The 23,681-nt window shown below is 61.0% G+C and carries 18 protein-coding genes and 4 tRNA genes; 13 read left to right on the forward strand and 9 right to left on the reverse strand.

Going from position 1 to position 23,681, the window contains the following annotated elements:
- Positions 1–214: 214 nt before the first annotated feature.
- The 7 genes from gmk to BN1123_RS10175 all read left to right on the forward strand — a co-directional run bounded on the left by gmk (position 215) and on the right by BN1123_RS10175 (position 6,909).
- Positions 215–841 carry a guanylate kinase gene (gene gmk, locus BN1123_RS10145; RefSeq protein ID WP_026456239.1) on the forward strand — a complete coding sequence of 209 codons (627 nt, stop codon included), beginning with the start codon at positions 215–217 and terminating at the stop codon, positions 839–841.
- Positions 842–920: 79 nt separating this feature from the next.
- A complete protein-coding gene (gene rpoZ / locus BN1123_RS10150) occupies positions 921–1,196 on the forward strand; it encodes a DNA-directed RNA polymerase subunit omega (protein WP_026456240.1) in 276 nt (91 codons plus the stop codon).
- A gap of 131 nt (positions 1,197–1,327) precedes the next feature.
- Entirely contained in the window at positions 1,328–3,445 is a 2,118-nt protein-coding gene (gene spoT / locus BN1123_RS10155) for a bifunctional GTP diphosphokinase/guanosine-3',5'-bis pyrophosphate 3'-pyrophosphohydrolase (protein ID WP_042026803.1), read from the forward strand.
- Between the two features lie 130 nt (positions 3,446–3,575).
- Positions 3,576–4,307, forward strand: a complete 732-nt coding sequence (trmH, locus tag BN1123_RS10160) for a tRNA (guanosine(18)-2'-O)-methyltransferase TrmH (protein WP_042026804.1) — start codon at positions 3,576–3,578, stop codon at positions 4,305–4,307.
- A complete protein-coding gene (locus BN1123_RS10165) occupies positions 4,307–4,969 on the forward strand; it encodes a CatB-related O-acetyltransferase (RefSeq protein ID WP_042026806.1) in 663 nt (220 codons plus the stop codon). Before trmH ends, BN1123_RS10165 begins: the two co-directional genes overlap by 1 nt.
- Complete coding sequence (locus BN1123_RS10170) at positions 4,966–6,006, forward strand: alpha/beta fold hydrolase (RefSeq protein WP_042026808.1); 1,041 nt, start codon at positions 4,966–4,968, stop codon at positions 6,004–6,006. Before BN1123_RS10165 ends, BN1123_RS10170 begins: the two co-directional genes overlap by 4 nt.
- A gap of 90 nt (positions 6,007–6,096) precedes the next feature.
- The gene (locus BN1123_RS10175; protein WP_026455751.1) at positions 6,097–6,909 is read left to right on the forward strand and encodes a Cof-type HAD-IIB family hydrolase; all 813 of its coding nucleotides are present in this window, start codon (positions 6,097–6,099) and stop codon (positions 6,907–6,909) included.
- 48 nt (positions 6,910–6,957) lie between these two features.
- On the opposite strand, the gene BN1123_RS10180 is transcribed toward BN1123_RS10175, so the two are convergent.
- Positions 6,958–7,272 carry a hypothetical protein gene (locus BN1123_RS10180; protein WP_026455752.1) on the reverse strand — a complete coding sequence of 105 codons (315 nt, stop codon included), beginning with the start codon at positions 7,270–7,272 and terminating at the stop codon, positions 6,958–6,960.
- A gap of 209 nt (positions 7,273–7,481) precedes the next feature.
- On the opposite strand from BN1123_RS10180, the gene BN1123_RS10185 reads away from it, so the two are divergent.
- Positions 7,482–9,125: a methyl-accepting chemotaxis protein gene (locus BN1123_RS10185; protein ID WP_042026809.1), complete on the forward strand. Its 1,644-nt coding sequence runs from the start codon at positions 7,482–7,484 to the stop codon at positions 9,123–9,125.
- A 4-nt stretch (positions 9,126–9,129) separates the two neighbouring features.
- On the opposite strand, the gene BN1123_RS10190 is transcribed toward BN1123_RS10185, so the two are convergent.
- The 3 genes from BN1123_RS10190 to BN1123_RS10200 are packed head-to-tail and all read right to left on the reverse strand — an operon-like array spanning position 9,130 to position 14,100.
- Complete coding sequence (locus BN1123_RS10190; RefSeq protein WP_042026810.1) at positions 9,130–10,407, reverse strand: sigma-54-dependent transcriptional regulator; 1,278 nt, start codon at positions 10,405–10,407, stop codon at positions 9,130–9,132.
- On the reverse strand, positions 10,391–12,844 hold the full coding sequence (locus BN1123_RS10195; protein ID WP_042026812.1) for an ATP-binding protein: 2,454 nt from the start codon (positions 12,842–12,844) through the stop codon (positions 10,391–10,393). Before BN1123_RS10195 ends, BN1123_RS10190 begins: the two co-directional genes overlap by 17 nt.
- Positions 12,841–14,100, reverse strand: coding sequence for an ABC transporter substrate-binding protein (locus BN1123_RS10200; RefSeq protein WP_082037524.1), 1,260 nt, complete (start codon positions 14,098–14,100; stop codon positions 12,841–12,843). The genes BN1123_RS10195 and BN1123_RS10200 overlap by 4 nt, the downstream gene beginning before the upstream one ends.
- A 314-nt stretch (positions 14,101–14,414) precedes the next feature.
- Between BN1123_RS10200 and BN1123_RS10205 the strand changes: the two genes are divergently transcribed.
- Both BN1123_RS10205 and pyk read left to right on the forward strand, forming a co-directional pair.
- Positions 14,415–15,752, forward strand: a complete 1,338-nt coding sequence (locus BN1123_RS10205) for an MFS transporter (protein WP_042026813.1) — start codon at positions 14,415–14,417, stop codon at positions 15,750–15,752.
- A gap of 66 nt (positions 15,753–15,818) precedes the next feature.
- A complete protein-coding gene (gene pyk, locus BN1123_RS10210; RefSeq protein WP_042026814.1) occupies positions 15,819–17,309 on the forward strand; it encodes a pyruvate kinase in 1,491 nt (496 codons plus the stop codon).
- Between the two features lie 30 nt (positions 17,310–17,339).
- Here the strand turns inward: pyk and BN1123_RS10215 are convergent, their stop codons facing one another.
- The 5 genes from BN1123_RS10215 to BN1123_RS10235 all read right to left on the reverse strand — a co-directional run bounded on the left by BN1123_RS10215 (position 17,340) and on the right by BN1123_RS10235 (position 18,487).
- The gene (locus BN1123_RS10215; RefSeq protein WP_042026816.1) at positions 17,340–17,849 is read right to left on the reverse strand and encodes a ricin-type beta-trefoil lectin domain protein; all 510 of its coding nucleotides are present in this window, start codon (positions 17,847–17,849) and stop codon (positions 17,340–17,342) included.
- A gap of 179 nt (positions 17,850–18,028) precedes the next feature.
- Positions 18,029–18,105: transfer RNA gene (locus BN1123_RS10220), tRNA-Pro, on the reverse strand.
- Positions 18,106–18,177: 72 nt separating this feature from the next.
- Positions 18,178–18,263: transfer RNA gene (locus BN1123_RS10225), tRNA-Leu, on the reverse strand.
- A 20-nt stretch (positions 18,264–18,283) separates the two neighbouring features.
- A tRNA-His gene (locus tag BN1123_RS10230) sits at positions 18,284–18,359 on the reverse strand.
- A gap of 51 nt (positions 18,360–18,410) precedes the next feature.
- Positions 18,411–18,487 (reverse strand) — tRNA-Arg (locus tag BN1123_RS10235).
- A 251-nt stretch (positions 18,488–18,738) separates the two neighbouring features.
- Between BN1123_RS10235 and BN1123_RS10240 the strand changes: the two genes are divergently transcribed.
- Genes BN1123_RS10240 through BN1123_RS10250 form a run of 3 tightly spaced genes read left to right on the forward strand, consistent with a single transcriptional unit; the run spans position 18,739 to position 23,573 of the window.
- The gene (locus BN1123_RS10240; RefSeq protein ID WP_042026817.1) at positions 18,739–19,347 is read left to right on the forward strand and encodes a TetR/AcrR family transcriptional regulator; all 609 of its coding nucleotides are present in this window, start codon (positions 18,739–18,741) and stop codon (positions 19,345–19,347) included.
- Positions 19,344–20,477: an efflux RND transporter periplasmic adaptor subunit gene (locus BN1123_RS10245; protein WP_042026818.1), complete on the forward strand. Its 1,134-nt coding sequence runs from the start codon at positions 19,344–19,346 to the stop codon at positions 20,475–20,477. The genes BN1123_RS10240 and BN1123_RS10245 overlap by 4 nt, the downstream gene beginning before the upstream one ends.
- A 15-nt stretch (positions 20,478–20,492) precedes the next feature.
- Positions 20,493–23,573: a multidrug efflux RND transporter permease subunit gene (locus BN1123_RS10250; protein WP_042026819.1), complete on the forward strand. Its 3,081-nt coding sequence runs from the start codon at positions 20,493–20,495 to the stop codon at positions 23,571–23,573.
- Positions 23,574–23,681 lie beyond the last annotated feature (108 nt).

The raw sequence follows: 23,681 nt of genomic DNA on the forward strand, positions 1-23,681 counted from the left end.
GGTTACGCTCCCGCAGCAAGCTACGAATCCTTTGATCGGCTGGAATATGATTCCGGCCGTTTTTTTATTCGCCACCTTCTGTTAAAATTCGCCGCCTTTACATCCCCCTGATTCTGAATTTTTCCGCGTTTTGCGTTGGGCTGTCTCCCTTTCGGGCACAAGACGGCGGCCTCTGCTACAACCAAAAACACGGTTATCGATTAAAGGTAATAACATGGCGCAACAAGGCACTCTCTATATCATCTCCTCCCCGAGCGGTGCGGGTAAATCCAGCCTGCTCAATGCCTTGCTGACTCACCATAACGCGGCTGGCAAGATGCAGCTGTCGGTCTCCCACACCACTCGCGCCACCCGCCCCGGTGAAGAAAATGGCGTTCACTACCATTTCGTCCCGGTGGAAGAGTTCAAGGCGCTGATCGAGCGCGGTGATTTTCTGGAGTGGGCCGAAGTGTTCGGCAACTACTACGGCACCTCTCGCGCCGCCATCGAGGCCTGCCTGGCCCAGGGCATCGACGTCTTCCTCGATATCGACTGGCAGGGTGCCCGCCAGATCCGTGAACTGATGCCGACCAAATCCATCTTCATCCTGCCTCCCAGCCGCGAAGAGCTGGAACGCCGCCTGATTGGCCGCGGCCAAGACAGCGCCGAGGTGATCAAGGGCCGAATGGAGAAAGCCATTGCCGAAATGGTGCACTATGACGAATATGACTATGTCATTATCAATGAAGACTTTGAGCTGGCACTGTTCCAGCTGAGGGCCATTATTGAGTGCCAACGGCTGGAAATGCGTCAGCAACAGCAGGCACAACAAAACTTGCTGCAACAGTTACTGGCAGAGTAAGCCAAAAACGAGTAAACTTTTGCGTCATTTTTAAACACCGCTTTTCTAAACACAGAAAGCCCACATACTGGAGTCCTGCATGGCACGCGTTACTGTAGAAGATGCTGTAAAACAGGTTGGTAACCGTTTTGACCTGGTGCTGGTCGCCGCACGCCGCGCCCGTCAAATCGCGGTTCAAGGCAAAGATCCCCTGGTTGAAGAAGAGAACGACAAGCCGACCGTGATCGCCCTGCGTGAGATCGAGCTGGGTCTGGTAAACAACCAGGTGATGGACACCCAGGACCGTTACGAGCAGCAAGAGCAGGAAGCCGCTGAGCTGGCTGCCGTTGCTGCCATCGCCGAAGGCCGCGGTTAAGTCATTCTTTCGGTTGGCACCCGCCCGGGTGCCGACTGTTCATCCCCATTTACAACCGCTCCAAAACCTCGCAAACTCAGGGCTATACCCTCGATTCCACGAATTGCCGTTTCACCGCAGCGGGGACTGTCTTGTATTTATTTGAAAATCTTAAAGAAATAGCCAGTTCCTACCTGCCGGCAGAGCAGGTCGAGAAGCTCAGGCAAGCCTATGTGGTGGCCCGTGATGCTCACCAGGGTCAGCTGCGTTCCAGCGGTGAACCCTATATCACCCACCCGGTCGCCGTGGCCCGCATCCTGGGCGACATGCGCCTCGATCATGAAACCCTGATGGCCGCCGTGCTGCACGACGTCATCGAAGATACCCCCGTTACCAAAGACGACCTGGCTGAGCAGTTCGGCGACGCCGTGGCCGAGCTGGTTTCCGGCGTATCCAAGCTCGACAAGCTGAAGTTTCGCGATCGAAAGGAGGCCCAGGCCGAGAACTTTCGCAAGATGGTGATGGCCATGACCCAGGATATCCGGGTCATCCTGATCAAGCTCGCCGACCGCACCCACAACATGCGCACCCTGGGTTCACTACGCCCGGACAAGCGCCGCCGCATCGCCCGCGAGACCCTCGAGATCTTCGCCCCCATCGCCAACCGCCTCGGCATCCACACCATGAAGAACGAGCTGGAAGAGCTGGGCTTCGAGGCGCTCTATCCGATGCGCTCCCGGGTGCTGCGCGAATCGGTGCGCCGTGCCCGCGGCAATCGCCGCGAGATCATCGACTCCATCCAGAGCGAAATCAGTGGCCGGTTGCGGGAGGCGGGTATCGAGGCCCAGGTGAGCGGCCGCGAGAAGAACCTCTTCTCCATCTACAACAAGATGGAAAAGAAGGAGCTGCAGTTTCATGAGGTGATGGATATCTACGCCTTCCGGGTCAAGGTGAAGGATATCGATACCTGCTACCGGGTACTTGGCCAGATGCACAGCCTCTACAAGCCGCGCCCCGGTCGCTTCAAGGATTACATCGCCATCCCCAAGACCAACGGCTACCAGTCGCTGCACACCTCCCTGGTGGGACCGCACGGGGTGCCGGTGGAGGTGCAGATCCGCACCGAGTTCATGGACCAGATGGCCGACAAGGGGGTTGCCGCCCACTGGGCCTACAAGCAGGATGGTGACAGCTCGGGCACCACGGCCCAGATCCGCGCCCAGCGCTGGATGCAGAGCCTGCTCGAGCTGCAGCAGAGCGCCGGCAGCTCCTTTGAATTCATCGAAGGGGTCAAGACCGATCTCTTCCCGGACGAGATCTACGTGTTCACACCGGAAGGGCGCATCATGGAGCTTCCTGCCGGCGCCACCCCGGTGGATTTCGCCTACACGGTACACACCGACATCGGTCACGCCTGCGTCGGCTCCCGGGTCGACCGCCACCCCTATCCCCTGAGCAGCCCGCTGCACTCGGGCCAGACGGTGGAAATCATCACGGCCCCCGGCGCCCGCCCGAACGCGGCCTGGCTCAACTTCGTGGTGACCACCAAGGCGCGCTCCAAGATCCGCCAGTTCCTCAAGAACCTGCGCACCGAAGAGTCGGTGGTGTTGGGCCGTCGCCTGCTCAACCATGCGCTGGGCGCCAAGAACATCGAAGACATCCCCGAGCCACGCATCAAGCAGGTGCTGGCCGATACCAAGCACGAGAACCTGCAGGGGCTGCTGGCCGACGTGGGTCTTGGCAACGCCATGAGCGTCATGGTGGCGCGCCGCATGCTGGGTGACGAACTGCCGCCGGAAGATCAACCCAAGTCCAGCAGCAAGAAGATGCCGATCAAGGGTGCCGACGGCATGCTGGTCACCTTCGCCAACTGCTGCCGCCCGATCCCCGGGGACGCCATCATCGCCCATATCAGCCCGGGCAAGGGGCTGGTGATCCACCAGGAAGCCTGCCGTAACATCAAGGGCTACAGCAAGGAACCGGACAAGTACTTGCCGGTCCAGTGGGAAGTGGACAAGGAGCAGGAACAGGAGTTCCGCACTGGCATCAGCATCGAGATCATCAACCATCAGGGTGCCCTGGCCGAGCTGGCCAACGTGATCGCCGCCACTGGCGCCAACATCCACGCCATCAGCACCGAAGAGAAAGATGGCCGGGTTTATCAGGTCAGCTTGCTCATTACCACCAAGAGCCGTATCCACTTGGCCAACATCATGCGCAAGATCCGCGTGATGCCCAACGTGCTCAAGGTGAGCCGGCAGAAGAACTGAACACAGGCGGCGCAAGCCGCCTGCTGTTTTACAGAGACAATGGAATGGCCCACTGCGCTGCCAGCGCGCCACCGGCATGCCAGCCCGATATGACCATCTGCAGCACCAGCCTCATCGCATAGAAACTGATATGACACCTGAACGCTTTAAACGGATTTCCGACATGCTGGCCCAGCGCCAACTCGATTTGACCGTCTGCATGGAAGAGGTGCACAAGCCTCACAACCTGGCCGCCATCGTGCGCACCGCCGATGCCATCGGCATCCACCGGGTACACGCCGTCTGGCCCAAGACCTGGATCCACAAGCGCAAGGGCACCGCCCGCGGCAGCCAGAACTGGGTGGACGTGAAGCTGCACCCGGACATCGGCAGCGCAGTGGCCGAGCTCAAAGCCAGCGGCATGCAGATCCTGGCGACCCACCTCTCCGACAGCTCGGTGGATTTTCGCGCCATTGACTACACCAAACCCACCGCCATCCTGGTGGGCCAGGAGAAGCACGGCATCGGCGAAGAGGCGCTGGCCCTGGCCGATCACCATATCGTCATCCCCATGGTGGGCATGGTGCAGTCTCTCAACGTCTCGGTGGCGGCCGCCGCCATTCTCTACGAAGCCCAACGCCAGCGCGAGCTGGCCGGCTGCTATCAACGCGGCTGCCCGCTCAGCCTGGAAGAGCAGAACAGCATACTGTTCGAGGGGGGTTACCCCGTCTATGCCCAACTCTGCAAAGAGAAAGAGATGCCCTATCCCCAGCTCGGCCCGGCCGGCGAGATCCTGGCGGACGAGCGCTGGTGGCAGCAGATGCAGCTGACCCGCAAGGGCTGGGCTGCCCAGCAGGAAGAGGATGAATGGCAGGAGCAATGATGGAAAATCCATTCGGTAGCTGGCTGGAATCCCAAGTAATACGGGATCACCTGACCAATCCCAATATCGAGGCCGGGGAGTACAGCTACTACTCCGGCTACTACCACGGCAAATCATTCGAAGATCACTGTGTGCGCTACCTGCTCGGCGATGGGTCGACCCGCGCCACCTGGGAGAGTGGCATTTGGGGTGACGTAGATCGCCTCATCATCGGCAAGTTCTGCTCCATCGGCTCGGGGGCCACCTTCTTGCTGGCGGGCAACCAGGGTCATCGCATGGAGTGGGCCTCCACCTTCCCGTTCGATCCGGGCACCTTTGGTGAGGGGGTTCGCAACGGCTTCCAGCGCAAGGGCGACACCCGGGTTGGCAACGACGTCTGGATCGGCTCGGAAGCCATGATCATGCCGGGCATCACCATAGGCGATGGCGCCGTCATCGCCACCCGCGCCGTGGTCACCCGGGATGTTGCCCCCTACACCATAGTCGGCGGCAACCCGGCCCAGCCTATCCGCCGCCGCTTCGACGAGGAGCAGATCGCCATGCTGCAAGCCATGCAGTGGTGGGACTGGCCACTGCCCCGTTTGCAGGCCGCCATGCCCCTGATCTGCTCGAGCGACATAGCGGCGCTCTACCACCATTGGCGAGAGGAGCTTGCCCGATGACATATTTCTCTCTTCCCTTGCTGGCCCTGACCCTGTTTTCTGCCGGAGCCCTTGCCGTGAACAACCCCTATCAGCTGACCACTGAAGCCGACGTACCCACCCTCTATCAACAGACCCTGCCCGACTTCTGGCGCGAGCATGCGGTGGAAGGGGAGTTCAAGGGCAAGGACGGGATCAGCATCCGCTATGCGGCCCTGCGTCAGCTTAAGGTCGATCGCGCCATCCTCATCGTCAACGGCCGGGTAGAGAGCTACCTCAAGTATCAGGAGCTGGCCTGGGATCTGTGGCGCCAGGGCTACAGCCTCTACCTCATAGACCACCGCGGTCAGGGAATGTCGGATCGCATGCTGAGCGATCGGGAGAAGGGATATGTCGACCAGTTCGACGATTATGTGGTCGATCTCAAACAGTTTCATGATGAGGTGATCATGGCGGACAAGCCCGCCAAGCTGTTTCTGCTGGCCCACTCCATGGGCGGCGCCATCTCGGCCCGCTATCTGGAACGCTGGCCGGATGACATCAAGGCCGCCGTGCTCTCCTCCCCCATGATGGGCATCAACCTCGGCGGCCTGCCCAAGTGGCTGGCCAAGGGGCTGGCTGCCACCATGGGTACCGTCGGTGGCTGGTTTGGTGAGGCCCCTTACGGCCCGGGTCAGGGCCCCTATCAGGATCAGGGCTTCGCCGACAACGAGCTGACCCACAGCACGGCGCGCTATCAGGCCTTCCGCCAGATCTACGAGCAGCATCCCCAGGTCAAGCTGGGCGGGGCCACCGCCCACTGGATCCATCAGGGCATTACCGGGGCGGATGCGGCAATTGCCGATGCCGGCGCCATCAGGACGCCGCTGTTGCTGCTGCAGGCCGGTGAGGACAGCGTGGTGGACAACGCCGCCCAGGATGCCTTCTGCGCCATGGCCAACTGTGAAGGGGGCAAGCCGTTGCGTATCGAGGGGGCCTGGCACGAGCTCTTCATCGAGGCGGATCCCCAGCGTCAGGCCGCGCTCAATGCGACCCTGGCCTTCTTCGCGCGCTACTAAAACTGGTTATTTTTTGGATCCCAAAAGAAATGGGGTGACACACGACGCTGGGGTACACTGCGCCAGCGTTCAATAGATGGTGAGGTAATGATGTTCAAGGTAGTTGTATCCGATCTCGATGGCACCCTGCTCAACAAGCAGCACCAGATCTCCCCCCGCACCCGTGACACCCTGCACCGTCTGGTGGAACAGGGCGTGAAGTTCGTGGTGGCCACCGGCCGGCACCATGTGGATGTGCGCAGCATCCGCGATACCCTGGGGCTGGACATCTACCTCATCACCTCCAATGGCGCCGTCGTGCACGACAAGCAGGATCAGCTGGTCTACAACCAGGCGCTGCCGGATACGGTAGCGGCAGAGCTGATCGCGCTGGAGCGGGATCCCTCCATCCACCTCAATGTCTACTATGGCGACGAGTGGCTGGTGGAAGAGGAGCTGCCCTGGCTGCTGCAATTCCATCACGACTCCGGCTTCACCTACCGCCTGACCGATCTCGCCAGCCATCCCATGGACAAGATCAACAAGGTGTTCTACATCGGCGAGCACGAGAAGCTGCTGAAGATCGAGGCGCACCTGAACCAGCAATATGGTGATCGACTCAACGTCACCTTCTCCCTGCCGGATTGTCTCGAGGTGATGCACGCCGGGGTGCACAAGGGCAATGCCGTGCGCGCCGTGCTGGAACAGCACGGGCTGGAGATGTCCCAGGCGGTGGCCTTCGGCGATGGCATGAACGACTTCGAGATGCTGAGCATGGTGGGTCGCGGCGTGGTGATGGGCAACGCCCATGACCGTCTCAAGCTGGCACTGGCGAATCACGAGCAGACCCTGAGTTCGGATGAGGATGGCGTCGCCGTCTATCTGGAGCAGCTGTTCGCCCTCGAGAAGGTCAACGCGGCCTGATCCCCTCACCATGGATACCACACCGGGTGGTATCCATGGGCTCGCCTGTCAACGCTCGAAGCTGTGACCGCACCCCTGGCAGCGGTATTGCCGGGAGATCTGGCGATCCAGGGTGCGGCCAAGCCACAACCCCGCTCCACCGCCGGTCGCCCCACCCAGCAGGGCGCCGCCCAGCGCACCGGCGATGGCGCCGAGAGGCACACCTATCCCCCCCAGAGCGGCCCCCATGCCGGCTCCCACCTTGGCGAAACTGGCAGCACAGGCAAAGCCGCCTGCGGCGCCGAATCCCATGGCACAGGCCCGCCCCACCCGTTCATCCAATGCCTTATCAACCCCCTCTTTCAGACACCTCGGACATCTCATGATGCACCCCCTTGGCCGGCAGAATTGAATTCCCTGTTCATTCCCTGAACAGTTTCGCTCTTATCGGCATTGGCTGCACTCGATTATGTGCCGGTAATAACTCAATTTTTTCCTGATCCCACCCGATAGCGTGATCCTCGTCTGAACCCCTGACACATCCGAAGCCCGATAATGGAACGTCATTCATCGCCTCAGCGAGACTCATCGTCATGACACTTCTCAATCGCTTGTCCCTCACGACCAAAACCCGTCTGCCCGTGGTGATTGTGCTACTCATCATGTCCAGCGTGGTCGCCGTCGCCTACACCAGTTTCACCGAGCAACAACGCGTCAACCGCACCGTCGTCGAGCAGATACTGCCGGTACAAAATTCACTGGAAGATGCCTATCGCGATCTCTATCAGGTCATTGCCGCCGGTCAGGGGCTCATCGTGGGTGGCCTCACCACCGACAACGTGGCGCATCAGAAGGCGGAGTTTCTTGATAATGGCAACAAGGCGAGAGACAGGATGAGCCAGGTGCAGACCCTGATCGATGCGGGCCTCATCGGCAAGCAACACCAGACCACCCTGGACCTGATGCTGGGAGAATTTGACGACTGGCTCGCCCACTATCAGGCCGTCTTTGCCGATCCCCATGAGAGCAGCCATCTGCTCTCCAGCCAGTTCCAGGCCTCGCAGCAGCAGTTCACTACCATCCGCCAGCAGCTCAACCAGCTCAAAGATGCCATCGAGCAGTCCCAGCAGGAGCTCAGACTGGAGGTTCAGGATTCGAGCCAGCACGCGCAGCAGGTTCTGAGCCTGGGCACCCTGATCGCCATTGCGCTGGCCCTGGCGCTCACCTGGGTTGTCACCCGACTCACCCTCAAGCCCCTCAACCAGATGCAACAGGCCCTTGAAGATATTGCCCAGGGCGAAGGTGATCTTACCCGTCGTATCACCATCACCTCCCGCGACGAGATTGGCACCCTCGGCGCCACCTTCAACCGCTTCATCGATCAGGTGCACAGGATCGTCAGCGACGTCAGCCAGACTGCCAGCACGGTGCAATCGGCATCACGCCAACTGTACTCCCTGATGGAGGGGATGGTGACCAACGCAGAGGAGCAGCAGCGCCAGAGCGATCAGATTGCCGCCGCCGTAGAGGAACAGAGTGCCACCAGCGCCCTCATGGTGGCGCACGCCAGCCAGACCGAGAACGCCTCGGCCGAGGCGGCCAGCCAGGTACAGAGCGCCACGACGGATCTGATGAATACAGTCACGGCGATGGAGGCACTGGCGCGGGACATTCACGTGTCGGAGCAGGGGATCCAGCGGCTGGAGCAGGACGTCGGACACATCTCTTCCGTGCTGGAGGTGATCCGCGGCATCGCCGATCAGACCAACCTGCTGGCGCTCAACGCCGCCATCGAGGCGGCCCGGGCCGGAGAGCAGGGGCGCGGTTTCGCCGTGGTAGCCGACGAGGTGCGCACCCTGGCCAGCAAGACCCAGCACAGCACGGGTGAAATCCAGCAGATGATCGAGCGGTTGCAGCAGGGCAGCCAGGAGGCGGTGCAAAAGATGGGGGCCAGCAGCCACAGCGGCACCCAGGCTGTCGCCCAGGCCCACCTGACCCGGGAGAGCCTGGGTCAAATGACCCGGGCTATCACCATCATCAACGAGATGAACGGCCAGATAAGGGACGCCGCCCATGAACAGAGCGGCGTCAGCACCGAAATCAACCACAACCTGAGCGTCGTCGCGGGCAATGGTCGCGCCATGCTGGAGAATCTGGAGAGCATTCGCCAGACCTGTGGCCAGCTGGAGGCCCAGAGCCGGCAACTGGCCACCCGGGTGCAGCAGTTCAAGCTCTGAGGGCTCAGCCGGCGGGCTTGAACTGATCCTTGTCGAGGTTGTGCTTCTTCATGCGCAGATAGAGCTTCTTGCGCGGGATGCCGAGGTACTGGGCTGCCTCGGTCACCCGGCCGGAGAACAGAAACAGGGTATCCTCGATCACTCGCCGCTCAAACTCTTCCACCAGATCGTCCAGCGGCTCCTTGGCATTGGCGAGCGGCATGGCCCGCTCTACCCCGGCCAGCTTGACGATACCCACCGCATAGAGCTCGGCCACGTTGCGAAGCTCCCTCAGGTTGCCTGGCCACTGGTGGCGCTTGAGGGTCTCCAGATAGGCGCGGTCCACCGCCGGCACCGGCTTGCCAATCCGCTTGCACCCCTGGCGCAGGAAGGCACGAAACAGGGGGATGATGTCGCAGCTGCGCTCGACCAGGCGGGGCAGTTTGAGCCGCACCTGGGAGAGGAAGTAGTAGAGCTCGGGCATCAGCTGCTGCTGTTCCACCAGCCCTTCCGGTGACTCCTCGAACAACGCTATGGTGCGCAGCGACTTGCCCCCTCTGCGCTCCTGCTCCAGCAGATGGTTGCCGAGCCAGCGCTGGCACTCGGCCGTCAGCCGGGCCGGCGATTGCAGTACCAGAGTCCCCTGTTCGGCCTGTGCCAGGCTCTCCTGCACTTCGGCCAGCGAACTTGCCGACGCGCAGTCGTGCAGGTGGAAGGCCTGCTCCCGGCGGGCGCTGATCTTGTGCAGCAACAACGCCAGGGTGTGGCGTCCCGAGCCGGCCGACCCCTCCAGCATCAGATCCTTGTCGGTCTGCGCCAGCTGGTTGATCTGGTTGCGGATGGCGACGATCTGCGGGCTGGTGCCGATCAGCTCGTCGTCGATCGTTTCCTGGATCTCGTTGCGCCGCGCCAGCACCTCGCAGCGCTGCTTGCAGGCCCGCTCCAGCAGCCCCAGCAGGGCCTGCGGGTTGAGCGGTTTCTCCAGGAAGTCGAACGCCCCCTGCTTCACCGCCTTCACCGCCAGGGGGATGTCGCCATGGCCGGTGATCATGATGACCGGGATCTCGGCATCTATCTCGTGAACCCGGGTCAACAGCTCCATGCCATTCATGGCGGGCATGTAAATATCGGAGACCACCACACCGGGCCACTGGCTGGCCAGCAGGTCCAGCGCCTCGTGGGGGGAGGTGGTCGCCTTGGGCTGATAGCCGGAAAGCCTCAGCAGGTGACAATAGGACTCCAGCACGTCCTCATCGTCATCCACCAGCAACACGTTGGCCGGGCGGCTACGGGGTAACAACATCGACTGACTTCTCCTCATTCAAATACGCTTCGGATTTGGCGCCCTCCTGCGACCGGGCCGACGGGGGCTCGCCAAACTCCAGGATCACCATGGCCCCTCCCCCCAAGTCGGAGCCCAGCAAGATCCCGGCATCACAGCGGGCCAGCAGGGAGCGACAGATGGTCAGCCCCAGGCCCAGCCCCACCTCCTTGGAAGTGGTGAAGGGGGTAAACAGCCTGGGCAGTATGGCCTCGCCAAAACCGGCGCCGCTGTCGGCGATCCCGATCTTCAGCTGGTTGCCATTCTGCTCCAGCAGCAACAGACGGATTTCGCGGATATCCCGCCCGGCGATGGCATCCATGCCGTTGACCAGCAGATTGACCAGCACCTGCTCCACCAGCACGGGATCGGCCTCGATCCAGAGCCCGGCGGGCAGCTCATTTTTCAGGGCACAACCATCCCGCTTGGCCCGGGTCTCCAGCAGCAGCAGCGCCTGATCCGCCAGCTCCCCGAGATCGAGCCTAACCCGGGTCTCCTCGGTCGGCGACTTGCGGGCAAAGTTGCGCAGGGCATTGATGATGCGGCTCATGCGCTGACCCAGCATCTCTATTTTGCCGAGATCCTTGTCCAGCAACTGAAACTCTCCGGCCCCGAGGGCGGTACGGCTGGTGTAAAGGTACGTCATCATGGCCGACAGGGGCTGGTTGAGCTCGTGAGCCAGGCTGGTCATCGCCTGCCCCACCACCGCCATCTTGGCCGCCTGGATCAGCTCATCCTGGGTCTGCAGCAGGTTGCGCTGGGCCTGCTGGCGCTGCACTACCTCCGCCGCCAGCAGGCGGTTGTTCTCGGTCAGCTCGCGGGTGCGCTCCTCCACCAGCTGGCCCAGCTCCCTGGCAGTCAGCTCCTGGCGGGTCACGTCGGTGACCGTGATGATGAAGCGATAGCCGCGCCCCTGCTCGAAGCGGCGCAGGTTGAAGTGCAGGAAGCGCGGCTCGTCGTGGGGCCCTGTGGCCACGGTGCATTCACTGTGACCCAACCGGTGCAGCGGCTGATCAGGCTCAAACTGGCTGGCCAGCACGGCGCCAGCCTCCTCGGGGAAGACTTGCCACAACGGCAGATCCGGGCTGATGGTCGCCTGCCGGAACAGGGTCAAGGCGCTCGGGTTGACCGATTCTATGGTGCCGTCCGGATAACAGGTGATGAGGCAGGCCTGGGTGTTGTTGATGAGGTTCAGGGCGTTGGAGCGCTCCATCTGCTGCAGCTGCTGGCAGAAGTGGCGCAGGTTCTCGCCCAGCTGGCCAATCTCGTCCCGTCCGCTGGTCTGGATCGGCACATCCATCTTGCCGGCCGCGACCCGGGCCAGATCCTGGCCCAGCACATCGAGCCGCCCGATCAGCCGCCGCCCGATCAGCACCACCAGCACGAAGATGCTGAGCAGGATGGCGAGGGCCAGCACCACCAGGATCACCAGCTTGCCGGTCGCCACCATCTGGCTGCTGTTGTTGCCGAGCACGTGGAGAGAGCGGTTCGCCTCGCTCACCGTCTGGCTGACCTTCCGGTGATAACGCGAGACGGCATCATCCAGCTTGGGGCGCAAGGCCATCAGCCGCTGATGGGTCAGGGCGTCGGCTTGCAACAACCGGTGCAGCTGGCCATTCGGTTTCACCAGGGTGACTATGTCCTGCAGGATCTGGCGATAGCTGACGGTAGAGGGGTACTCGGCCAGACGGGAGGTGAGTTCGTCCATCTCGTCGATCTTGTAGCCGATGAACAGAAAGGCACTCTCCAGATCCTGCTGGTAGCGCTGGTCGATCACCTCATTGACCAGCGATTGCAGCTCGTTCTCCTTGAAGGTGAGATCCTGCAGGGCGGAGAACTCCTTGATGACATTGCCAAATTCGCTCATGTCGTCGGAACTGTTCACCATGCTGGTCAGGTGCCACTCCACCTCCTGCAGCAGGGGCGCCACGTCATCCACCAGATCCTGATGCAGCCAGTTGCTGCGCTTTTGCAACTGCTGCAGGGTTTCGGCATGGACGATTTGCTGCTTCAGGTAGCGGGCGTGATCCGCCACCAGGGCACTCAGCTCCTCGAACGCCCGCTGCTGGGAGAGCGCCTCGTCATCATCTTGCGACCCCAGCAGGTAGGCATTCTGGATATCCTGCAGTGTGGTGGAGACCGAGAGGGAGAGCCGCTTGTACTGCACCGGGTCCCGGGTATCCCGCAACTGCGCCAGCAGCAACAGCAGACGGGAACTGGCCCGCTCCAGCTGGTAGGCACTGCCGATGGCGGGCAAGCTCTCCCTGACAATCTGGTTGACCTGCTGCCCCAGCCGATCCCACACCATGTAGGCCGCCATCCCCATGATCCCGGTCAGGGTCGTGATGGCCAGAAAGGCGAGGATCAGCCGCCGTCCAAGGCTGCTCGGCAGACGCAGGCTGCGCCCCAGGCGACTCATGGCTTGCTGGCCTGTTCGACCAGCCGCTGCGCTTCGTTCAGCCGCGCCTCCGTCGTCTGGCGCCACTGGTGCATCACGCGCTCGGCCCGGGGGTTGCTCTGATCCCGCTCGTACATGCCGTCAAACAGCGCCAGCAGCGCCGGATCCCTGGCCTCTTGCTCGCTCAAAGGCGGCGTGCTCGCCAGCACCTTCGCCTGCTCGACCAGCTTGATCCGTTCGGGATCGTTTCGGGTGTCCGCCCCGTTGATCCCCCGCCAGGTCATCTTCAGTTTGGGCAACTGCTGGGTGATGGTCTGTTCGAACAGGGCCTTGAGCAGGCCCGCCCGCCGGTAGAGCAGCGCCTTGTCGGTCACGTAATGGGTCTGCCTGGCCAACTCGGGCTGACTCAGGGTCGCCTTGGCCATGCCGGGAGTGCCGATAATCGCCTGCCCCTTGTCGGAGAGCAGGTACTGGATGAACAGGGCACCGTTTTGCGGATTGTCCGTGCTGCGGGGCACCCCGAGGTAGGTCGGCAGGATCACCGAATCCGCCATGGTACTGAAGCCGATGTGCTTGAAGAGTGCCTGGCTGTTGAGGGCATAGCTGTCGATCACCGGGCCGGCCCCCGCCAGACCGCGGGCAATACCGTCACTTACCCCGAAGCTGCGCGCCGTGATGGCGGAGAGGTTGCTGCCAAGGCGCATCAGCAAGGCCCAGCCCCGATCCCAGCCATATTGTTGCAGTATGCTCTCCACCATCATGTGGGTGGTGCCGGACTGGGAGGGAGAACTCATCATGACGTGGCCCATGAACACCGGCGACGCCAGCTGCTGCCAGCTGCCGGGTTGTGGCAATTGATATTTGGCCAGATAGTGGCGGTTATACATGATGCCGCTGCTGGAATATCCCACCACCGCCACCTTGTTGCTTAATCCCAGGGTATGGGGACTCAACCAGTCCGGTGGAATGGTGGCCGTTGGCAAGGGAGCCAGTAAACCTTCTTTATCGAGGGTGTTAAAAAATGTCGGTGACGATGACATGATAATATCGACCGACGGCGCCTCAGCCTCCGTTAATAAGCGCAAAGAGGGGATGGTTCGCCGATAAATAACCTCGACCCGGATCCCGGGATATTGCTGAACGAATCCGTCTATCACCGATTTGACCGGCGTCTCCGAAAAAGAGGTGAGCACGGTCAGTGACCCGGCCTGAGGGGCGCCAAAGGGCAACAAAATAGCCACCAGACTCACAGGCAGCAGTCGAAAAAATAGAGACATGGGGGTCGTTCTGCTCACTATCAAAAACGGATTATGTGCGGTACATCTAATAATTGGTAGTTCACATTATTTTTATTAGAGAGGGGATGAGCCAATTCTGACTCATATCTCTCCGGTGATATGACTATTGTTATTCATCGCTTATCAATAGGACAGTCAGAATATGCCATTTCTGACTCATGGTTTTCCCTTGCTCGAGTCACAAGTGACTCATTTCCGACTTTTTGCCGCCTTAATTTCTCCCTTCATATCATGGCATCCGTGATCAGAGCTTCCTCTGAAACCATGCTGCCAAAATAGAAACGGAGAACACCATGTTCAACTTCTTCAAGACGCGAGCAGACCTACCGGTCATGGATGCCGCGCCAGATAAAATTCGCTCGATTTACCGCAAGTACCAATGGCAGGTCTTCCTGGGCCTGGTACTCGGTTATGCCATGTTCTACGTGGTTCGTATGAGCCTTAACGTAGTCAAGAAGCCCATGCTGGACTCCGGCGTGGTCACCCTGGAAGAGCTGGGCGTCATCGGTTCTGCCTTCCTGTTCACCTACGCCGTCGGCAAGTTCTCCAACGGCTTCCTGTCCGACTACGCCAACATCGGCCGCTTCATGTCGGTGGCCCTGGGCCTGTCGTCCATCTGTACCATCCTGATGGGCATGAACACCGCCACCTTCTTCCTGGTCCTGATGTGGGGTCTGAACGGCTGGTTCCAGTCCGTCGGCTCGGCGCCGTCCTGCGTCTCCATCTTCCAGTGGTTCTCGCCCAAGCAGCGGGGCTCTGTCTACTCGGTCTGGGGCGGCTCGCGCAACATCGGTGAAGGCATCTCCTGGATCCTGACCGCTACCATCGTCAGCTACTTCGGCTGGAAAGCCGGCTTCATCGGCGCCGGTATCGCCTCCCTGATCGCCGCCCTGTGCATGTACCTGGTGCTGAAGGATCGCCCGCAGACCTACGGCCTGCCGGAACCTGCCGTTGCCTTTGGTGAAGAGCCGGAGATCTCCAAGAAAGTGGAGCCGGCCGAAATTCGCCGTGCCCAGCTGTTCGTGCTCAAGCAGCCCACCGTGTGGCTCATCGCCGCCGCCTGTGCCTGCATGTACATGTCCCGCTACGCCATGAGCTCCTGGGCCGTGCTCTATCTGCAGGAGCAGAAAGGCTACAGCCTGATCGATGCCGGTTTCGCCATGTCGGCCTACCCCATCGCCGGTTTCCTCGGAGCCATCCTGGCCGGGATCATCTCTGACAAGGTGTTCAACGCCAACCGCCACATCCCGACCCTGCTGTACGGATTGGCCAACATCGCCGGTATGTGCCTGATGTTCTGGGGCCCGCAGAGCCGCATGATGGATGCCGTCGCCCTCGCCCTGATCGGTTATGCCATCGGTGGTCTGGTGGTGTTCCTGGCCGGTCTGACCGCCTGTGACCTGATGCCCAAGACTGCGGTCGGTGCGGTGAAAGGCTTCATCGGCCTGTGCTCCTACATCGCCGCCTCCATTCAGGAACTGGTTTCCTCCGCGCTGATCAAGACCGACGTGATCGACGGTGTGACCCGCTACGACTTCAGCAACGCCCAATACTTCTGGCTGGGTGCCTCCGTGGTCTCCATGCTGCTCGCCATGACGGTGTGGAACGCCAAGAAAGTCGTCAACTACTGATATTTGCCCATAAAAAGGGTGGTCCGGTGACCACCCTTTTTCACGTCGTCGCAACAGGAGTAACCCATGCGCAAGACCAAAATTGTTGCCACTCTGGGCCCCGCCAGCTCATCGGAAGCCATGGTGGAGAAGCTGATCCTGGCGGGAGCCAACGTCTTTCGGCTGAACTTTTCCCACGGCACTGCGGAGCAACACTTGGCGCTGGCCACACGGATCCGCGCCACCGCCGCCCGCCTCAACACCCATGTCGGCATTCTGGCCGACCTGCAGGGCCCCAAGATCCGCATCGCCTGCTTTGCCGATGACAGCATCCGGCTGCAGATCGGCGATTCCTTCGTGATCGATGCCGGCCTCGGCAGCCATCAGGGCGACCAATATCGGGTCGGTACCGACTACCCGGCGCTGGTTCAGGAAGTGCAGGCAGGCAACACCCTGCTGCTGGACGATGGCCGCATCCAGCTGCATGTCGAGCGGGTGGAAGGGGAACAGGTCGTGACCCGCGTGCTGGTGGGCGGCATCCTCTCCAACCGCAAGGGCATCAACGTACTGGGTGGTGGCCTGAGCGCCCCGGCCCTGACCACCAAGGACAAGGAAGACATCCTTACAGCGCGCCAGCTGGAAGCGGACTTCGTGGCCGTCTCCTTCCCCCGCAGCGCCGCTGACCTCGAAGAGGCGAGAACCCTCATCCGCGCCACCGGCAGCAAGGCGGCCATCGTCGCCAAGGTGGAACGGGCCGAAGTGGTGGCATCCGTCGAAGCCATGGACGAGATCATCCAGGCTTCCGACATCATCATGGTCGCCCGTGGCGATCTGGGGGTGGAGATCGGGGATGCCCGCCTGCCGGGGGTACAGAAGAAGCTGATCAAGCGCTGCCGCGCCCTGGGTCGCCCCGTCATCACCGCCACCCAGATGATGGAGTCCATGATCGGCAACCCCATGCCGACCCGCGCCGAGGTGCTGGACGTGGCCAATGCGGTCATGGATGGTACCGATGCCGTGATGCTGTCGGCCGAATCGGCGGCGGGACTCTACCCGGTCGAGGCGGTCGAGGCCATGGCGCGCATCGCGCTGGGTGCCGAGCAGGAGATGGAACCCGTACAGCCACGCTGGCGCCGGGAGAGCAGCCAGGCCGACCACTCGGGCCGCTGCATGGCGCTGGCCGCCATGACCTCCGCCTTCAGTCAGGATCGCTCCTGCGGCATCGCCGTGTTGACCAATCAGGGAGAGGCGGTGATCGCCATTTCGCGCGGGGGTCTCCACAACCCGATCTGGGCGCTGTCGGACAATCCGCAGCTGCTCAACCAGATGACCATACTGCGCGGGGTCACACCGATTTTCTTTCAGGAAAATGCTCCCCAGCCCCATCACGAGCACCTGATCGCGGCCCTGCAACAGGCCGATCAGCTGGATGGCATCCACTCCCTGCTGATTAGCCGCCTCGATTCCCTTGAAGGGGCAGGCCATGAGGATGTCTGCCGTCTGGTCTCCCTGAGCGGCATCGCCCATCAACCCGTACCGGCGGCCCCCGCCGCGGTCGCTGTCAGCCACTCACACTGAGTTCAAGTCACCCCGAATGGACGAAAAGCCTCAACGGATGAGGCTTTTCAACTCCAGCTGCTCCAGCAGACTCTCTTCACGCTTCCACTCGAAACTCTGGTTGGCCCCGCCAAAGCACTCCGCCAAGCGCAGCGGGGTACCCGGCTTGTGACGACGTCCTGCCACATCCAGGCAAAGCGCGGCCTGCCGATTGAACAGGCGATCCCCCTGCCACTGCCATTGATGGCTCGTCTCCTGGCACTCGGCCACGGCCAGTTCGCTCCGGCCGCTGGCGACCAGGCAGCCTCGGGCCAACTCCAGCGCACCGGCATCCCAGCTGAACTGCTGATTGGCGCTCTCGTCACAGGGTTGGGTAAGCAGCTGCTGGCCACTCAGGGTCACGCAGAAGCCTGCACTGGTTACCAAAGCGGATGTGATATCGGTGCGCTGCATCGGTGCAGAGCCCATCAGGAGATCGTCTGGCGTGGGCTTGTACGAACAGCCGCTGATCACCACGACAACCAGCGCCAGCATACTGACGCGAATGGAATGAGGGTGCATATGAGATATCTGCCTGATATGTGATCCATGATGCCCGCTTGCTGCGGATCTGCGCCCAGCATACGCGAAGCCGGGTTGGGAGGAACCAGCAAAAATGTAAACAGACGTGACGGGGAAGTGGCAGGAAATGGCGATGCCGGAAAGCAAAAAACCTCGCCGAAGCGAGGTTTTTCTGAAATTGGTCGGTGATAAAGGATTCGAACCTTTGACCCTCTGGTCCCAAACCAGATGCGCTACCGGGCTGCGCTAATCACCGAGACTATTTTAAAAATAGTGTTTTTCAAAAAACAAAGACGACCAAAAGGTCATCCTCGTTATACAGCAAGTATGGTGCGAAGAGAGGGACTCGAACCCTCACACCCGGGGGGCACTAACACCTGAAGCTAGCGCGTCTACCAATTCCGCCACCTTCGCGTACCTGACAAGCTGTAAAATGGGGTGGCTGATGGGGCTCGAACCCACGACAACCGGAATCACAATCCGGGACTCTACCAACTGAGCTACAGCCACCACAGCTGTTTTCGTTCCACAACACCGCCCGTTTAACCGGCGCACTTTTGATGGTGCGCCCGACAGGATTCGAACCTGTGACCTCTGCCTCCGGAGGGCAGCGCTCTATCCAGCTGAGCTACGGGCGCTACGCTGTCGAACGGGGCACGATATTAATGATGGGGGGCATGCTTGTCTACACTTTTTTTCTTTTGCTGAATCAACCGTTGTTTTTTCAAACACATTGAGCACTTTTTTAGCGTCTGTGACGAGATATTCCACCGGGCAGGGATATTTTTCGGCTTCACCCCCCGTGTAGCCAATACGAATCTGTTTGCTGCCTTGACTTGGTTTAAGGCCCATCTAGAATGAATGAACGTTCATTCACAAGGTGATGCCGATGAGTCAGGATAAAAACCAGGACAAAAAAGAGAGCATCTTCAACGCAGCCCATGAAGTGCTGGGTGAACGGGGTTTTCACGGCCTGTCGATCGCCGAGGTAGCCAAAAAAGCCAATGTGGCGACCGGCACCATCTACCGCTACTTCAGCGACAAGGATGACCTGATCCGGCAACTGTATCAGCACACCATATTGCGGTGCGTTCCCATGGTGATGGCCGGTGTGGATGTTGAAAAGGTTTCATTTGAGCAGTTTCAAAAGATATGGCGAAATATCCACACCATCTTTGTCAACGACCCCAACGCCATCAAGTGCAAATTGCAGTATGAAAGCTCTCCTTTGGGAGCCGCACTGGAAACCGAGCCGGTCATGCTGGCTGCATGGGGGCCACTGGACAGTTTTTTTGCCCGGGGCGTTGAGCAGAAGCTGTTTGTGGATTTACCCATACGGGCACTGCAGGTGTTGAGCCTGGATTGTGTCATGCATCTGGCCCTGCAATGCAGGGTTCACCACTTTACGCTGACCGAGGAGCAGTTGGAGACTGCCATTCGTGCCAGCTGGAATGCCATTTTATCCCCCCACATTTCCACCTCAGGAGCCTGTTCATGAAAAAATGGATGGCCATTATGTTGCTGATCGCGATTGCCCTGTTTGGTAGCGTGATCGGCTTCAATGTGTTCAAGCAGAAGATGATTGCCGACTATCTGGCCAACCGGCCGGAGCCCGAGTTCCCGGTGACGTCCATGGTCACCAAGGCACAGGACTGGGTGCCCACTATCGAAGCCATCGGCTTCATCGAGCCCAATCAGGGGGTCACTCTCTCCACCGAGCTGGCGGGCACCATAGATGCCATCAGCTTCGAATCGGGCAAGCCGGTCAAGGCAGACCAGCTGCTGCTGAGCCTGGACTCCAGTGTGGAAAAAGCCAATCTGCGCGCCTCCCAGGCCAAGCTGCCGGCTGCGAAGGCCAAGTTCGATCGTTTCCAGAACCTCTACAAGACCAGCTCCATCTCCAAGGAGCAGCTGGATGAGGCTGAAGCAGCCTATCGCTCGCTGGAGGCCGACATCGAGAGCCTGAAGGCCACCATAGCCCGGCGCGAGGTGCGTGCCCCCTTCAGCGGCATGGTCGGCCTGCGCAACGTCTTCCTCGGCCAGTATCTGCAACCGGGCACAGATATCGTGCGGCTGGAAGATACCAGCGTGATGCGCCTGCGCTTCACCGTGCCCCAGACTGACATCTCCAAGATCACCCTGGGCCAGCCCATCGAAATCAAGGTGGATGCCTACCCCCAGACCCGGTTTGATGGCCATATCTCCGCCATCGAGCCCGCCGTCAACTTCCAGAGCGGCCTGATCCAGGTCCAGGCGGACATCCCGAACAACGATGGCCAGCTGCGATCCGGCATGTTTGCCCGCGCCAGCATCATTCTGCCAACGGTGAAAGATCAGATCGTGATCCCGCAGACCGCCATCTCCTTCACCCTCTACGGTCAGAACATCTACGTGATCAAGGAGAGCGAGGAGACCGACAAGGATGGCAACAAGGTGAAGGTCAAACGAGCCAAGCAGGTGGTGGTCAAGGCGGGCGAGCGTCGTGGCAACGACGTGCACGTGCTCTCCGGCATCCAGGCTGGCGACGAAATCGTGCTCTCCGGCCAGGTACGCCTGAGCAACGACACCAGGGTGCGCGTGGTCCAAAACGATGCCCTGGCCGTCCCGGCACAAACCCCGATGCTGTAAGCGCGGAGATCAGCGATGCGATTTACTGACATTTTCATCAAACGGCCTGTGCTGGCGATCTCGCTCAGCTTTCTGATCGCCCTGCTGGGCTTTCAGGCCATCTTCAAGATGCAGGTACGGGAATACCCCGAGGTGACCAATACGGTGATCACCGTCAGCACCAGCTACTATGGCGCCGGTGCCGACCTGATCCAGGGGTTCATCACCCAGCCGCTCGAACAGGCGGTCGCGCAAGCCGACAACATCGACTTCATGACCTCCTCCAGCCAGCTGGGCAGCTCCACCATCACCGCCTACATGAAGCTCAACACCGACCCCAATGCCGCGCTGTCCGACATCCTGGCCAAGGTCAACTCGGTGCGCTCCCAGTTGCCGAAAGAGGCGGAAGACCCCTCGGTCACCTCCTCCACCGGCTCCACCACGGCAGTGCTCTACCTCGGCTTCACCAGCCCGGAGCTCAACTCCAGCCAGATCACCGACTATCTGGAGCGGGTCATCAAGCCGCAGCTGTTTACCGTGGGGGGCGTCTCCAAGGTGGATCTGTATGGCGGCGTCGAGTTTGCCCTGCGGGTGTGGCTGGATCCGGCCAAGATGGCGGCTTTCAACCTGACCGCCAGCGACGTGATGACGGTGCTCAACAGCAACAACTATCAGTCCGCCACCGGCCAGGCCACCGGCTACTTCACCCTGTTCAACGGCAATGCCGAGACCCAGGTGAGCGACACGGACGAGCTCAAGCGGCTGGTGGTTGCGACTCGCGACAGCAAGGTGATCCGCCTCTCCGACATCGCCAAGGTCACTCTGGAGAAGAGCCACGACATCTACCGCGCCAGCGCCAACGGCCGCGAGGCCGTGGTCATGGCGGTCAACGCCGCCCCGACAGCCAACCCCATCAACATCGCCCACGATGTGCTGGAGCTGCTGCCGAGCCTGAAGCGCAACATGCCGAGTACCCTGCAGGCCGACGTGCTGTATGACTCCACCATCGCCATCAACGAATCCATCAGCGAGGTGATCAAGACCATCCTCGAGGCGGCCGCCATCGTACTGGTGGTGATCACCCTGTTCCTAGGTTCGTTCCGGGCGGTCATCATCCCCATCATCACCATCCCCCTGAGTCTCATCGGCGTGGTGATGGTGATGGACATGTTCGGTTTCTCCATCAACCTGATGACCCTGCTGGCCATGGTGCTGGCCATCGGCCTGGTGGTGGACGATGCCATCGTGGTGCTGGAGAACGTGGATCGCCACATCAAGGAGGGTGAGGAACCGTTCCGTGCCGCCATCATAGGTACTCGCGAGATCGCCGTGCCCGTCATTGCCATGACAGTCACCCTGGCGGCCGTGTATGCGCCGATCGCCCTGATGGGGGGCATTACCGGCTCCCTGTTCAAGGAGTTTGCCCTGACCCTGGCTGGCGCCGTGTTCGTCTCGGGCATCATCGCCCTGACCCTGTCGCCCATGATGTGCGCCAAGATGCTCAAGGCCAACGAGCAGCCGGGCAAGTTCGAGAGCAAGGTGCACCACCTGCTCGACCGCATGACCGATCGCTACGACAGCATGCTGCACGCCGTGATGCAAAAGCGTCTCGTGGTGGTGGTGTTCGCCGTTATCGTGTTCGCCAGCCTGCCGCTGCTGTTCAAGTTCATCCCGAGCGAGCTGGCCCCGTCGGAGGACAAGGGGGTCATGGCAGTGCTGGGCACGGCGCCTTCCAACGCCAATCTGGACTACATCGAAAACACCATGGCGGACGTGAACAAGATCCTGGACGACCAGCCGGAGATCGCCTTCTCCCAGGTCTTCTCCGGGGTGTTCAACTCCAATCAGGCGTTCGGTATCGCCTCCATGGTGCCCTGGAGCCAGCGTGAAGCGAGCCAGAAAGAGGTGCTGGACCGGGTCGCCGGCCTGGTGAAGGATATCCCCGGCATGGCCATCACCACCTTCCAGTTCCCGGAACTGCCGGGTGCCTCCAGCGGCCTGCCGATCCAGTTCGTCATCACCACGCCGAACAGCTTCGAGAGCCTGTTCCTGATCGCCGGCGAGATGCTGGCGGCGACCCAGGCCAACGGCCAGTTCGTCTATTCGGATCTCGATCTGAACTACGACTCCGCTACCATGAAGATCCGCATCGACAAGGACAAGGCCGGCGCCTACGGTATCACCATGCAGGACATCGGCATCACCATGGGCACCATGATGGCGGATGGCTACGTCAACCGGATCGACCTGGATGGCCGCTCCTATGAGGTGATCCCGCAGGTCGAGCGCAAATATCGTCTCAACCCCGAGTCTATCAAGGGGTATTACGTGCGCGCCGCCGATGGCAAGTCGATCCCGCTCGGCAGCCTCATCAGCATCGAAGTGGTCGGCGAGCCCCGCGCCCTGCCCCACTTCAACCAGCTGAACTCGGCCACCATTGGTGCCGTACCCGCTCCGGGCGTCGCCATGGGGGATGCGATCAACTGGTTCAAGGCCACCGCCGAAGAGAAGCTGCCCCAAGGTTACCGCTACGACTTCATGGGGGAAGCCCGCCAGTTCGTGACCGAGGGTAACGCGCTCTACGCCACCTTCGCCCTGGCCCTGGCCATCATCTTCCTGGTGCTGGCGATCCAGTTCGAATCGGTCCGCGACCCGCTGGTGATCATGGTGTCGGTGCCGCTCGCCATCAGCGGCGCCCTGATCGCCCTGGCATGGGGACTGGCCACCATGAACATCTACTCCCAGGTGGGCCTCATCACGCTCGTGGGTCTGATTACCAAGCACGGCATCCTGATCTGCGAAGTGGCGAAGGAGCAGCAACTGCTGCGCGGCGTGAACCGGATGGAGGCCGTCATGCAGGCCGCCAAAGTACGTCTGCGTCCGATCCTGATGACTACGGCCGCCATGATTGCGGGCTTGATCCCGCTGCTCTACGCCACCGGCGCAGGGGCGGCCCAGCGCTTCAGCATCGGCATCGTGATCGTGGCGGGGCTGGCCATCGGTACCCTGTTCACCCTGTTCGTGCTGCCGGTGATCTACACCTTCCTGGCTTCCACCCACAAGCCGCTGCCGGTATTCGACGAGACCATTCCGCCCAAGGCCAACGGCGGACACTGATCGCGTCCATCACCAAGAGGTCCGCCGTGGACCCCAGCAACAAAACACCCCGCCAGAAGCGGGGTGTTTTTTTATCGAGGCTTGAGTAAGGCCACGCCGTAGTTCATG

Source organism: Aeromonas enteropelogenes (assembly GCF_000819845.1).
GTDB classification, from domain to species: Bacteria; Pseudomonadota; Gammaproteobacteria; order Enterobacterales; family Aeromonadaceae; genus Aeromonas; species Aeromonas enteropelogenes.

Coding starts and splice junctions, on each gene's coding strand:
- BN1123_RS10250 (WP_042026819.1), top strand. CDS start 20,493: ATGCGATTTACTGACATTTTCATCAAACGGCCTGTGCTGGCGATCTCG.
- BN1123_RS10165 (WP_042026806.1), top strand. CDS start 4,307: ATGGAAAATCCATTCGGTAGCTGGCTGGAATCCCAAGTAATACGGGAT.
- BN1123_RS10180 (WP_026455752.1), bottom strand. CDS start 7,272: ATGAGATGTCCGAGGTGTCTGAAAGAGGGGGTTGATAAGGCATTGGAT.
- gmk (WP_026456239.1), top strand. CDS start 215: ATGGCGCAACAAGGCACTCTCTATATCATCTCCTCCCCGAGCGGTGCG.
- BN1123_RS10205 (WP_042026813.1), top strand. CDS start 14,415: ATGTTCAACTTCTTCAAGACGCGAGCAGACCTACCGGTCATGGATGCC.
- BN1123_RS10175 (WP_026455751.1), top strand. CDS start 6,097: ATGTTCAAGGTAGTTGTATCCGATCTCGATGGCACCCTGCTCAACAAG.
- BN1123_RS10240 (WP_042026817.1), top strand. CDS start 18,739: ATGAGTCAGGATAAAAACCAGGACAAAAAAGAGAGCATCTTCAACGCA.
- BN1123_RS10185 (WP_042026809.1), top strand. CDS start 7,482: ATGACACTTCTCAATCGCTTGTCCCTCACGACCAAAACCCGTCTGCCC.
- BN1123_RS10170 (WP_042026808.1), top strand. CDS start 4,966: ATGACATATTTCTCTCTTCCCTTGCTGGCCCTGACCCTGTTTTCTGCC.
- BN1123_RS10195 (WP_042026812.1), bottom strand. CDS start 12,844: ATGAGTCGCCTGGGGCGCAGCCTGCGTCTGCCGAGCAGCCTTGGACGG.
- BN1123_RS10200 (WP_082037524.1), bottom strand. CDS start 14,100: ATGTCTCTATTTTTTCGACTGCTGCCTGTGAGTCTGGTGGCTATTTTG.
- trmH (WP_042026804.1), top strand. CDS start 3,576: ATGACACCTGAACGCTTTAAACGGATTTCCGACATGCTGGCCCAGCGC.
- rpoZ (WP_026456240.1), top strand. CDS start 921: ATGGCACGCGTTACTGTAGAAGATGCTGTAAAACAGGTTGGTAACCGT.
- BN1123_RS10245 (WP_042026818.1), top strand. CDS start 19,344: ATGAAAAAATGGATGGCCATTATGTTGCTGATCGCGATTGCCCTGTTT.
- BN1123_RS10215 (WP_042026816.1), bottom strand. CDS start 17,849: ATGCACCCTCATTCCATTCGCGTCAGTATGCTGGCGCTGGTTGTCGTG.
- BN1123_RS10190 (WP_042026810.1), bottom strand. CDS start 10,407: ATGTTGTTACCCCGTAGCCGCCCGGCCAACGTGTTGCTGGTGGATGAC.
- pyk (WP_042026814.1), top strand. CDS start 15,819: ATGCGCAAGACCAAAATTGTTGCCACTCTGGGCCCCGCCAGCTCATCG.